The 12,112-nt window shown below is 72.0% G+C and carries 10 protein-coding genes; 6 read left to right on the forward strand and 4 right to left on the reverse strand.

From position 1 onward, the window contains the following. Positions 1–100: 100 nt before the first annotated feature. Positions 101–742, reverse strand: coding sequence for a TetR family transcriptional regulator (locus tag EAO72_RS34325; RefSeq protein ID WP_148020941.1), 642 nt, complete (start codon positions 740–742; stop codon positions 101–103). 87 nt (positions 743–829) lie between these two features. Here EAO72_RS34325 and EAO72_RS34330 point away from each other — a divergent pair, with 87 nt between their 5' ends. The 3 genes from EAO72_RS34330 to EAO72_RS34340 all read left to right on the forward strand — a co-directional run bounded on the left by EAO72_RS34330 (position 830) and on the right by EAO72_RS34340 (position 2,638). Then, positions 830–1,009, forward strand: coding sequence for a hypothetical protein (locus EAO72_RS34330; protein WP_148020942.1), 180 nt, complete (start codon positions 830–832; stop codon positions 1,007–1,009). Positions 1,010–1,107: 98 nt separating this feature from the next. Beyond that, positions 1,108–1,494 carry a DUF4190 domain-containing protein gene (locus EAO72_RS34335; RefSeq protein WP_148020943.1) on the forward strand — a complete coding sequence of 129 codons (387 nt, stop codon included), beginning with the start codon at positions 1,108–1,110 and terminating at the stop codon, positions 1,492–1,494. Between the two features lie 133 nt (positions 1,495–1,627). Continuing rightward, the gene (locus tag EAO72_RS34340; protein ID WP_148020944.1) at positions 1,628–2,638 is read left to right on the forward strand and encodes a helix-turn-helix transcriptional regulator; all 1,011 of its coding nucleotides are present in this window, start codon (positions 1,628–1,630) and stop codon (positions 2,636–2,638) included. A gap of 114 nt (positions 2,639–2,752) precedes the next feature. On the opposite strand, the gene EAO72_RS34345 is transcribed toward EAO72_RS34340, so the two are convergent. Next, positions 2,753–6,547 carry a S8 family peptidase gene (locus EAO72_RS34345; RefSeq protein ID WP_148020945.1) on the reverse strand — a complete coding sequence of 1,265 codons (3,795 nt, stop codon included), beginning with the start codon at positions 6,545–6,547 and terminating at the stop codon, positions 2,753–2,755. Positions 6,548–7,195: 648 nt separating this feature from the next. On the opposite strand from EAO72_RS34345, the gene EAO72_RS34350 reads away from it, so the two are divergent. Beyond that, a complete protein-coding gene (locus EAO72_RS34350) occupies positions 7,196–8,365 on the forward strand; it encodes a cysteine desulfurase family protein (protein ID WP_148020946.1) in 1,170 nt (389 codons plus the stop codon). 43 nt (positions 8,366–8,408) lie between these two features. Here EAO72_RS34350 and EAO72_RS34355 read toward each other — a convergent pair whose 3' ends face one another. Then, positions 8,409–9,086 (reverse strand): N-acetylmuramoyl-L-alanine amidase, encoded by a 678-nt coding sequence (locus EAO72_RS34355; protein WP_148020947.1) that lies wholly within the window; start codon positions 9,084–9,086, stop codon positions 8,409–8,411. A 61-nt stretch (positions 9,087–9,147) separates the two neighbouring features. On the opposite strand from EAO72_RS34355, the gene mnmA reads away from it, so the two are divergent. Then, positions 9,148–10,284 carry a tRNA 2-thiouridine(34) synthase MnmA gene (gene mnmA, locus EAO72_RS34360; protein WP_148020948.1) on the forward strand — a complete coding sequence of 379 codons (1,137 nt, stop codon included), beginning with the start codon at positions 9,148–9,150 and terminating at the stop codon, positions 10,282–10,284. A 91-nt stretch (positions 10,285–10,375) separates the two neighbouring features. Here mnmA and EAO72_RS34365 read toward each other — a convergent pair whose 3' ends face one another. Then, positions 10,376–11,002 (reverse strand): TetR/AcrR family transcriptional regulator, encoded by a 627-nt coding sequence (locus EAO72_RS34365; protein WP_148020949.1) that lies wholly within the window; start codon positions 11,000–11,002, stop codon positions 10,376–10,378. A 110-nt stretch (positions 11,003–11,112) separates the two neighbouring features. Here EAO72_RS34365 and EAO72_RS34370 point away from each other — a divergent pair, with 110 nt between their 5' ends. Then, positions 11,113–11,943 carry an SDR family oxidoreductase gene (locus EAO72_RS34370; RefSeq protein WP_148020950.1) on the forward strand — a complete coding sequence of 277 codons (831 nt, stop codon included), beginning with the start codon at positions 11,113–11,115 and terminating at the stop codon, positions 11,941–11,943. Positions 11,944–12,112: the final 169 nt, after the last annotated feature.

The raw sequence follows: 12,112 nt of genomic DNA on the forward strand, positions 1-12,112 counted from the left end.
CGCGGCCGTCAGCTCCGCCGGTGCGTCCTCCTGCACGGAACGTACGGCCCAGGACCCATGCCGCATCGCTCATGCGCCACAGCCCATGAGCTCCGCCCCTTCAGGCTCCGGTGGCCGGCTCGGCCCCGTCCAGCCAGTGCCGGCGGCCGAGCGTGACCAGACGCAGCCGGCGGCGGGCGACGTGGGCCACCTGTTCGTCCCCGTCCGGGCCGGCGTCCAGCATGGCCGAGGCGGTGATGACCATGTGGTCGACGTAGAGGCCGCCCAGCATCAGCAGATCCTCCTCGTCCCAGCCCCGTGACTCGGGCTCGTCCGCGAGCGCCGCCGCCACCTCCTGCGCGAACCGCCGGAGCTGGGCCGCTATGGCCTCGCGGACCGGGCCCACGCCGCCGTGCTGCTCACGGGCGATGAAGCGGAAGTGGGCGGGCTGCTCCCGGACATGACGGGTGATCAGCTCGACACTGCGGTCCAGCCGGACCTCGCTGTCGCCGGTCCCGGCGAGGATCGCGCCGATCATTCCGTGCAGGCTGCCCAGGGTCTGTTCGACCAGGGCCACCCCGAGCGCGGCGATGTCGTCGAAGTGCCGGTAGAAGGCCGTGGGCGTGACTCCCGCGGCCCGCGTCACCTCGCGCAGGCCCAGGCTGCTCAGGCTCTGGTGCTCCAGCAGTCCGAGGGCCGCGTCCAGGAGTGCCTGCCTGGTCTTCAGCTTCTGGGTCTGGCGGATGCCTGCGGTGTGACTCATGCCATTCAGTAAACAACTGTTATCCGGGACGGGGAAGAGGAGTGCGGGTCTAGACTGGCAAGTCAGTGCACAGTCGTACTCTCAATCATGGAAAGGCTGACCATGATCGTCCTTGTCGCCGCCTTGCTCCTGCTGGGGATCGTGCTGGGAGCTGTGGTCCAGATCCCGCTTCCGCTGTCGCTGACGCTCGCCGCCCTGATCGGCTGCTGGCTGCTGGTCTTCGCCGTGCGCGAACGGTCGGGAGCGCGGCGCCGCTCGCGCACGTGACCGGTCCGAACGCTGTCCGTCCCGGCGTATCCAGACCCGACCGATCCCACCGATCCCACAGATCCGACCGATCCGACCGATCCGAAGGAGTCCGCACGATGACACTGACCGCACTCGCCCGCCGCTCCGAAGCCACCGCCCCGACCGGTACGCCGGGGCCGGCAGGGTCCGCCACCCCGACCGGAACACCGGAGCCGGCCGGGTCCGACGGCCGCGACGCCACCGTGCCCGCCTCGCCGCGGCGCTCCACCCGTGACGCGGACGGTCTCGCCGTCGCCTCGTTCGTGCTCGGCCTCGTCGGTCTGCTGGTGATGAACATCCTGCTCGGCCCGGCCGCCATCGTCATGGCGCTCGTCGCGCTGGCCCGCTCCACCGCCCGCCGCGGCCGTGCGCTGCTCGGGCTCGCGCTCGGCATCGCCGACCTGGTGATCCTGGCCTTCCTCGTCACCGGAAACGGCGTCGTCGCCTGGAACTTCGGCGGCTGACAGGGCGCGGAACCCGATACTCCTCCCGCCCGCACGACAACTGATCCATTGCCAATGCCGCCCGCATCCCGTTCGATCATGGATGGCACAGTGGGCGACCGCTCGGGGTGGGCTGCGGCAAGGGGGAAAGCGCGTGCTGGAGATAGCGGGGATCGGGGCGGCGGAGGAGCGGGTCTACCGCCTCCTGGTGGAGGTGCGAGGCGCGAACGTGGACGAGATCGTCCAACGGCTCCACATCCGGGAACGCGAGGCGGCGTTGCTGCTGTCCTCCCTGCACGACAAGGGCCTGGTCGGCCGACTGCCTGGTGACGGCGGCATGCGGTACGTACCCGTCCCGCCGGACGTGGCGCTGCAGCCCCTGCTCGCGCGCGGCCAGGAAGCGCTGGAGTGGGCGCGGCGTGGAGTGGAACAGCTGGCCGAGGAGTACCGGGCGGGTGGCCGGCGCCATGACGCCGGGCAGCTGGTCGAGGTGATCACCGGAACCGGCGCCATCCGTCAGCAGCTGCGTCAACTCGCCTACGGGGCCCGCAGCGACCTGCGGTGGTTCTGCAAGGCCGAGCCCGTGGCGCTGCGCGCCCAGGACAACGACGAGGAGTTCGAGCTGCTCACCCAGGGCATCCGCTACGAGGCGATCTACGAGCGGGCCTGCCTGGAGGAGCCCGGCATGGTCGACAACGTCGCCCAGGGCATTCGCGCCGGTGAAGTGGCCCGCGCCACCAGTACGCTCCCCGTGCGCATGGTCATCGTCGACAGCTCTGTCGCCGTCTGCCCGCTGGTTCCCGGCAGCGCGACCGGCGCCCGCGGCGAGCCGACCGCCGCGATCATCCGCAGCAGCAGTCTCCTGGACGCCCTGGTCGCCCTGTTCGACATCCAGTGGGCCGCGGGGACCCCGCTGCACGTCACGGAGACGGGCCAGCTGGCCGACTTCGCCGGCGGCATGGGATCGGGCGGCAGCGTCGCCGACGACGAGCGCTATCTGCTCTCCCTGGTCGTCGCGGGCGTGGCGGACAAGGCGATCGCCACCCAGCTGGGTGTCAGCCACCGCACGGTGCAGCGACGGATCACCGCGCTGATGCAGCGGGCGGGCGCGACGACGCGTACGCAGCTGGTGTGGCAGGCGGCGCGGCGCGACTGGCTGTCGTAGCGCGTGTTCCGGAAGTCCCGCTTGCCCGGCGGCGCCCGGCACTCAGGCCCGCGGCGTGTTCGGCCGTGCGGAAGCCGCGACCGGGACCGGTCGCGGCTTCCTGGATCTCGCGTACTACCTCAGCGCGTACGCTCGCTCGATCTCCTGCGTCACCTCGTTGCCCGCGTCGTCCCAGGCGCGGACCCGCAACGTGACGTACCCGCTGGTGCGGGCAGCCCCGGGGTGGGTGACCCGGACACGGTAGGCGCCGTCGCCCCGGGCGGACGTCGCCGCGGCCCGCCAGTGTCCGCCGTCGTCGTATGAGACGGACACCTCCATGCCCTTCACGGAACGGCCTGTCAGGCCGTCCTGGTGGCGGGCGCTCACACCGAAGACGAACGCCCCGGAGTCAGGAGCGGAACCCCGGAGGTCCGTGGCCACGTCGTAGTCGAGCTGGAGGAGCGGAAGCAAGGACTCCTTGCCCTCGGCCGGGCGAGGAGCGGTGAACGACCAGCGGGTGCTGGTAGCCCGCGAGAGGGTGCCCTCGGGGCTGGTGCGCTTCACGTCCAGGTCCAGCCGATAGCGGCCGTCGTCCCCGCCCGCGGGGAAGGCGCCCCACGCCCGGGGGCCTTCGGCGAGGACCTCGCCGTCGCGACGCAGTACGGCGCGGGTCTCGTCGGGGTAGGGGGTGCCGGCGTCCTTCCCGGGCAGGGCGTAGCCGTAGTGGCCGGAGGCGGTGTCGGCGAACTCGGGGATGGAAATGGCCAGCTGGTCGTCCTTGCGGTAGGCGAGTCCTTCGACCCCTCGCGGGATCGCCGGGCGCACCACGGGGGCGTACCAGCTCTCCGTGGCGTGCTCACCGGGCCGGTAGGTGCGCACGGGGCCGAGCATGCCGGTCCCCACCGCTTGGTACGCCCAGGTGTTGCGGGGGTTGACCCAGTGCAGCCACCGGGTGTCGGCGGGACCGCTCAGGTACTCGGTCCGCACCTGCCCGGTGCGGACATAACGCGCTTGCATGGAGAGGTACGTGCCCTCCCACGGGCGCCAGGAAGCCCGGTTCTCCGCGACGTAGCGTGCCTCGCTCGTGTCCGGGTAGCGGGAGACCACTGTGGCCGTGTTTCGCGGGACGACCTTGTGGACCACGTGCTCGGGCACGCGCTGTTCGGAGAGCTGCACGACGTCGTAGAGGTAGGGGCTTTCCGGGGTTCCCTCGAGCTTCAGCACGGTGCCCGGCGCGCGCAGCCGCTGAGCGGTGGCCCGGGAGGCGTACAGCCCGATCGCCGGCAGCCGCGCACTCACCGGCTGCCAGGTCGCGGTCGCGTACTCCTTGGCGGTGATGACGGCGGCCACTGCTCCGGCCCGGGCGGCCGAGGTCACCGCCTCGTCGTACTCCACCCCCTCCAGTTCCACGAGGACGGCTGCTCCGCGGACGTCCGTGCCCCGTGCGCGCAGCGCCTCGTAGTCCTCGGGGCGTCCGTGACCGGCGTCCACCACCCGCAGGCGCCGCACGCCGTCCACGGCGGGGGAGTTGTGGATCAGACGGAGGGCGACGCCGGCTGTGGCGGTGGAGGAGACCGCGCGTGCGCTGATCATCGGCGCAGCCAGCTGCCAGCGGGAGGAGAACTCGAAGGTGCCCTCGGTGAACTCGTCGGTGGGCGTGACGTAGAGGCGCTGTCCACCGCTGTGTCCGCTGGTGTAGTAGCTGGCGAACTCCCGGTCGCCGGTCTTCCAGCGGGTGGAGAAGACCAGCGGGCCCCGCTGCTCGGCCCGCTGGGGGGTCCGGATCTCCACGGGGACCGCCTTGCGCGCGTCGAGCACCAGGTCCGCGTCGCCGCGCACCCGCAGACGGGGGTCGACCATCACGCTGTAGGTGTTGTTGTCCTCCGTGTACTGCGCGATGACGCCGTACAGGTAGTACACGCCGTCGGGCACCTCCACCGTCAGGGTCTGCCCCGCGGGCACAGCCTGAACGACGTCGAAGCGGCCCGTGGGACCCAGCAGGATCAGCGGGTCGACGGTCGCGGGCTGCCCGGCGCGGTCGATGCCCCGCACGGTGAGCTTGTGCTTGACCGGGTCCTTCGCCGCGGAGAATACGGTGTGCGTGACGGCCTTTCCGTCGGCCGAGGTGGCGGTGATGCGGCCGCCGTAGACGCCCTCCGGAAGTGCGGGTGCGTCGAGCGTCACGGTCACGTCGGTGGTGCCGTGGGCGGGCACGTCGACCTGCGCGGGCGTGCCTATGACGCCTGCCGGGGCCGAGGAGCCGTAGAGCTTGTCGAAGGTGGTGTCCAGGGTGAGCGATACGGGCGCGTCACCATCGTTGGTGTAGGTAATGCCGACCTGCTGCGCACCCGCGTCCGGTCCCAGGCTGCCGAAGGCGGTGGTGCCGGTGGCGCGCACCTGCTGGCGCACCGAGCGGGCCACGTCCACCCGGCCGGTGCCCTGTTCGTAGACGGTCTGGCCGGGGCCGGTCCGCGTCGTGCTCATCAACGCGTCCTTGAGCTCCCGGCCCTTCCAGTCGGGGTGCTGCCCGGCCAGGATCGCTGCCGCGCCCGCCACATGCGGGGTCGCCATGGACGTACCCGACGCGGCGGTGTAGGCCGCGTCCACCGGGCTGCCCATGGCCGTGCCGGCCGCGCGGGCGGCGACGATGCCGACGCCGGGAGCGGTGAGGTCGGGCTTGAGGCCGTCGTCCCCGACGCGCGGACCGCGGCTGGAGAAGGAGGCCAGCTTGTCGTCGCGGTCGACGGCGCCCACGGTCAGTGCGCTCGCCGCGGAGCCTGGGGAGCCTACCGAGTAGTCGACTCCCGAGTTGCCCGCAGCGACGACGAAGAGGGTGCCGGTCTTCTCGCTGAGGTCGTCGAGGGCGAGGCTGAGTACGTCGGTGCCGTCGGTCGGCTCGCCGCCCAGGCTCATGTTGACGACCTCGGCGCCCGAGTGGGCGGCCCAGTCCATGCCTGCGATCATGGAGGAGTACGAGCCGGAGCCGCTGTGGTCGAGCACCTTGCCGATCAGCAGCCGTGCCCCCGGTGCCACGCCTTTGCGCGAGCCGTCCGAGGCGGCGCCGCTGCCGGCGATGGTGGAGGCGACGTGGGTGCCGTGGCCGTGGCCGTCGTTCGCGGTGGGGTCGTCGGTGAAGTTGCGTACGTCGTCGAGTTTCCCGGCCAGGTCGGGGTGGGTGGCGTCGACGCCGGTGTCCAGGACGGCGACGGTCGCGCCGTGTCCGTCGTAGCCGGCCTGCCACGCCTCGGGCGCGCCGATCTGCGCGGTGCTGCGATCGAGGGAGGCGTGGACCTTCGCGTCCAGCCACAGCTTGTCGACGCCGCCCTCGAACGCCGCGTTCCTGAAAGCGTTCCTCGCGCCGCCCTCGGAGTGGTTCCCGGCGAGTGCGTCGTCGTCGATGGCCTTCCAGAAGCGCCCGGCCTGCTTCTTGTCCGCCTTCAGCGCCGATCCGCGCAGGCTCTTGATGACCAGGCCCTTGCGTGATCCGGTGGGCGCCCCCTTGGACGCGGGGTCCGTGCCGCCCGTGTAGCGGGCGATCAGCGGGATGGCGGCGGCGTGGGCGTCGTCGTAACCCTGCTTGACCAGGGAGGTGATGTTGAACAGCTGCCGGTCCAGCTTGCCGGAGGAGATGTACGGCATCGCGGCGCGGGGCAGCACGTATAACTGCTTGTCGATCTCCAGCTGGGTGAAGTCGGCCTGCGAAGCGCCCGAGGCCGGCTCGACGGAGACGGCCTTCCGGCCGTTGGGGAACGTCTGAAGCCGTACCCGGTCGCCCGTGACGAGCGTGACGGAGACGACCTGGGGGCGGCCGGCGGCATCCGCGCCGGGGGAGGCGGGCGCCGGGGCGGCGCTTGCGCTGGAGGTGGGGGCCAGAGTGGCGATGAGGGCGCCTGCCGCCAGAACGGCGGCAGGGCGAAGCCGTATGTGCATCGGAACCTTTCCATGGCAAGGAAACGGACACGCGGTGCGGCTCCAGACTGGGGCCGCCCTTGATCGCCGCACCAGCCTTTTCGGTGCCGCGCTTGCGACATGTCGTCAAGACGACACCGTGCGCTCCCTCGCGTGTACCGGCGGTATCAGCGGGCCCCAGCACCCGCGCGCCCGCTCGCACGGCCTCTCGGGAGCACGGTGCGAACGCCGCAGCAGGCGGCTGCCGCGATCGCGACATGTCGCTTCTACGACACGCGACTTGCCCCGATACGCATGGGATGCCCGACTGTGCGACGCTCTGGCGAGCGGCCGCGTCGATGGGCGGCGGGTTGCGCTGTCCGGAATCGGGGTTCTTGTCGTCGGGAGTGCCGGGTCCGCTGTCCGGGGGCGGTCGGTGCTGTCGTCAGGACTGCCGGCCCTGGCCGTCAGTCGGGACTGCCGGTCTGGTCGCCCTCGCAGTCCTCGCTGCCGCCGGAGACGTCCTCGCCCGGGGCTCAGGCCGCCGGCCGGGCGCGGATCCGGGCACTCCCTCCACCGGATCGGGCTCCGGTCGGGGGTGGCAGAACCCCGTTTTACGCGGTGCGCGGGCACCTGGACCCCATGCGCCCGCCGTACGCCCCGCAGCGGGCTCGTAGAATCGAGTCCACCATGGCTTACCTCGACCACGCCGCGACCACGCCGATGCTGCCGGAGGCGATCGCGGCGATGACCGCGCAGCTCGCCGTCACCGGCAACGCGTCCTCACTCCACGCCGCCGGGCGCCGGGCCCGCCGTACCGTCGAGGAGTCCAGAGAGACCCTCGCCGACGCCCTCGGCGCACGCCCCAGCGAGGTGGTCCTCACCTCCGGCGGCACCGAGTCGGACAACCTCGCGGTGAAGGGCCTGTACTGGGCCCGCCGCGACGCCGACCCCCGCCGCACCAGGGTCCTGGCCAGTCCCGTCGAGCACCACGCGGTGCTGGACGCCGTCGACTGGCTCGCCGAGCACGAGGGCGCGACCGTCGAGTACCTCCCCGTCGACCGCTACGGCCGCGTCCACCCCGACGCGCTGCGCGAGGCGCTGGACCGTAACCCCGACGATGTCGCGATGATCACCGTGATGTGGGCCAACAACGAGATCGGCACCGTCCTGCCGGTACGTGAACTGGCCGAGGTGGCACGCGAGTTCGACGTCCCCATGCATGCCGACGCGGTACAGGCCTTCGGACAGCTCGATGTCGACTTCGCCCGTTCCGGGCTGGCCGCGATGACCGTGAGCGCGCACAAGATCGGCGGCCCGTTCGGCGTCGGCGCGCTGCTGCTCGGCCGCGAGTACACCCCCGTACCCGTGCTCCATGGCGGCGGGCAGGAACGCCATGTGCGCTCCGGCACGCTGGACGTACCCGGCATCGCCGCGTTCGCCGTCGCGGGACGGCTGGCCGCCGACGGCCGCGAGGACTTCGCCCGGGAGATCGGCGGGCTCCGCGACGCACTCGTCGATGCCGTCCTGGCCCAGGTGCCCGACGCCGTACTCGGAGGCGACCCGGCTCCCGGCGGCCGTCTCCCTGCCAACGCGCACTTCACCTTCCCCGGCTGCGAGGGCGACTCCCTTCTCCTGCTGCTGGACGCCCAGGGCATCGAATGCTCCACCGGATCCGCGTGCACCGCGGGGATCGCCCAGCCCAGCCACGTCCTGCTGGCCACCGGCACCGATCCGGACCTGGCCCGCGGCACCCTGCGCTTCTCGCTGGGCCACACCTCGACCAAGCAGGACGTCGAGGACGTGGCACGGGCGATCGGCCCGGCGGTGGAGCGGGCGAGGACGGCGGGGCTCAGCTGACGACTCCGGGGGCCCGGCTTCAGGCGGCCCACACCGCTCCGTCTCAGGCCTTCGCCGCCCGGACCAGCTTCATGTACCGGTCCCAGTCCCAGTGCTTCCCCGGGTCCGTGTGGTCGGTCCCCGGGACCTCCACATGGCCGATGATGTGCTCGCGGTCCACCGGGATGTCGTACCTCGCGCATATCGCAGCGGTGAGGCGGGCGGATGCCCCGTACATCGCCGCGGTGAAGCCCTGCGGGCGGTCCACGAAGCCCTCGTGCTCGATGCCCACGCTGCGTTCGTTGTAGTCGCGGTTGCCCGCGTGGAACGCCACGTCCAGCTCGCGGATCATCTGCGTCACATGACCGTCCTTGCGCACCACGTAGTGCGCCGCGGCGCCGTGTGACGGGTCCTGGAAGACCCGGACCGCGCTGCTGAAGCTGCCCTGTGTGATGTGGATGACCACGCGGTCGATGTCGTAGTCGTCGGGCCGGTCCGCCCGCCGCCAGTTCTCCTCGGAGGCGGCCGTCCACGTGGCCCGCGCGTAGTCCACCTCACCCGGCTTGCGCGGCTTCTCCACTCCCGGCAGCCGCCACCAGGCCCTCTTCAGTTGGTCCCGCGCCAGCGCCGCCGTACCCGCCGCCGTGACGACACCGCCGATCAGCACCGCGCGCCGGCTGACGCCGCTGCCCGTTCCCGATCCCGCGGGGCCCTTGGCGCCCGCCGTCCCCTTGGTCCCCATGTGATCGACAACGCTTATCCGCGAGCTTTCGGTTCCCGGGGACCCGTACCCTGGTGGAGCTATGACTCAGACTTCCCAGCGCCCCCTCCGTGTGCTCGCCGCCATGTCGGGCGGTGTCGACTCCGCCGTCGCGGCGGCCCGCGCCGCCGAGGCGGGCCACGACGTGACCGGCGTGCACCTCGCGCTCTCGGCCAATCCGCAGTCCTTCCGGACCGGAGCCCGAGGCTGTTGCACGATCGAGGACTCCCGTGACGCCCGCCGTGCCGCGGACGTCATCGGCATCCCCTTCTACGTCTGGGACCTCGCGGAACGCTTCCGCGAGGACGTCGTGGAGGACTTCGTCGCCGAGTACGAGGCCGGGCGCACCCCCAACCCATGCCTGCGCTGCAACGAGAAGATCAAGTTCGCGGCCCTGCTCGACAAGGCCCTGGCCCTCGGCRTCGYCGCGGTCTGCACCGGCCACTACGCCACCGTCGTCCTCGCCGACGACGGCAGCCGCGAGCTGCACCGCGCCTCCGACATGGCCAAGGACCAGAGCTACGTCCTCGGCGTCCTCGACGAGCGCCAGCTCGCCCACGCGATGTTCCCGCTCGGCGACACCCTCACCACCAAGGACGAGATCCGCGCCGAGGCCGAGCGCCGGGGCCTCGCGGTCGCCAAGAAGCCCGACAGCCACGACATCTGCTTCATCGCCGACGGCGACACCCAGGGCTTCCTGGCGGACCGCCTCGGCGGCAAGGCCGAGGGCGACATCCTCGACGAGTCCGGTACGAAGCTCGGCACCCACGAGGGCGCCTTCGGATTCACCATCGGCCAGCGCAAGGGCCTGCGCATCGGCCACCCGGCCGCCGACGGCAAGCCGCGCTACGTCCTGGACATCTCCCCCGTGAACAACACGGTCACGGTCGGCCCCGTCGAGGCCCTCGACGTGACCGCCCTGACGGCGATCAAGCCCCGCTGGTGCGGAACCCCGCCGTCCGGCCCCGGCACGTACACCGCCCAGCTCCGCGCCCACGGCGGCGAGACCGAGGTGAGCGCCGAGCTGCTCGACGGGACGCTCCACGTCACCTTCACCGAGCCGGTCCGGGGCGTGGCCCCCGGCCAGGCGGTCGTGCTGTACGACGGGACGCGTGTGGTCGGCTCGGCCACGATCGCGACGACGGTGCGCCGGGAGACGGCGGCGGCGCCCGCCAACTGACCGAGCGCGCGGTCCGGTGGCCCGGCCCTGGCCCGCGTGCCGGCGCAAGGGCCCGGCCACCACGCGCGGACCGCGCTGCCATGGGCCGGTTCTACGGCGTCCGGGCGGCACCGGACGGTGACTCGGCGGGGGGCGCGGTCAGCCCGGCGGTCACGAAGGCGATGACGGTGGCCGCGCGGGGGAACGGGGCCGCTGCCCGGGGCGGCCCGGACAGCGGCCGCCCGTACGTCTCCAGGATGAGGCTGACCGCGAGCCCGTAGCGCTCCGCGACCTCGTGGACCGGCAGTGCCGGCAGCGCGCGGCCGAGCATGACCTCGAACGGGGCCGGCAGGAACTGCGCGGAGACGTTGGGGAGCTGCCCCGTCGGCAGGGCGGCCCGGGCGAGCAAGTGGCAGAGCATGCGTCCGTCCCCGGTGCTCACCAGTTCCGCGAACGGCTCGACGAGAGCGGCCACCAGCTCGCGCACCGAGGGCGCGGCGGTCACGCCGTGCAGCAGCTGCGCCATGCGATCGGTCCACAGAGGCCGCAGCTCCTCCTCGAGGAGTGCGGCGATCAGGCCTTCCCTGGAACCGAAGTGGTAGTGCACCGCTCCGGGATTGAGGCCTGCCTCCGCGTTGACGGCGCGGACGGACACCTGGTCGGGAGTCTTCTCCAGGAAGAGCTTCTTCGCCGCGGTCAGGAGTCGCTCGCGGGTCGAGGAGTCGGGTTGCTGGCTCATACGCACATTGCAGCACAGGCGATGGCAATACCTTCCAATCACTGATTGAGTTATGTTTGAACCTGAAGGTTCGCAAAGGTCGCGGACGCACCGCACAGAGGAGCACCGCCATGGGCACCATCGTCGTCACCGGATCCGCGTCGGGAATGGGAGCCGCGAGCGCCGAACGGCTGCGCGCGGCCGGCCACCGAGTGATCGGCGTGGACCTCCGCTCCGCCGAGGTCGTCGCCGACCTCGGCACCTCGGCGGGCCGGCAGACGGCAGTGGACGAGATCCTCGAACTGAGTGGTGGTGTCCTGGACGGGGTGGCGGCAGTCGCCGGCGTCGGACCGAACATGCGGGACGCGGCCGCCGTGGTGTCCATCAACTACTTCGGCCCCGTGGCGCTGCTGAACGGGCTGCGCGGTGCGCTGGAGCGCTCGGACGCCCCGCGGACCGTGGTGATCAGCTCGAACTCGGCCAGCACCGTTCCGATGATCGATGACACCCTGGTGCAGCTGATGCTCGACGGTGACGAGGACGCCGCCCGCGAACACGCCGCAGCCGCGCAGAGCGCCCTGCCTCCGAGGTTCGCGGAGACGAGCCCCAGCATTTCCGCCTACGCCACGTCGAAGCTGGCCCTCGCGCACTGGGTACGCCGCACGGCTGTCACCCCCGAGTGGGGCCGCAACGGCATTCTCCTCAACGCCATCGCGCCGGGTGCCGTCCTCACGCCCCTGATGAAGGGCTCCACGGGGACCGGCAAGGACTTCGACCCGGACTCCTTCCCGACCCCCATGCCGTTGGGGATCTTCGGCGAGCCGGAGGACATCGGTTTCTGGGTGGAGCAGTTCCTGCGCCCCGAGGCACGCTTCACCACGGGTGCCGTGCTCTACGTCGACGGCGGCACGGACGCCGCGATGCGCCCGACCGCCCAGCCCACCGCCCTGCGCCGCCCCTGACGCCGAGCGTCTCGTCGCAGCCGCGGGCGGGAGTACGGGGCGTCTTCGGTGACGGGCTGTTCGGCGCCTCTGAGCCCGAGCTCTGGCGTGGGGCGGTCCGGTGACCCCGTGACCGTGGATGCCGCTTCGGCCCCGCGCGGCAACGCCCGACCCCTGTACGGGCGTGGCC

This window comes from Streptomyces sp. OR43 (assembly GCF_008042275.1).
GTDB lineage: Bacteria > Actinomycetota > Actinomycetes > Streptomycetales > Streptomycetaceae > Streptomyces.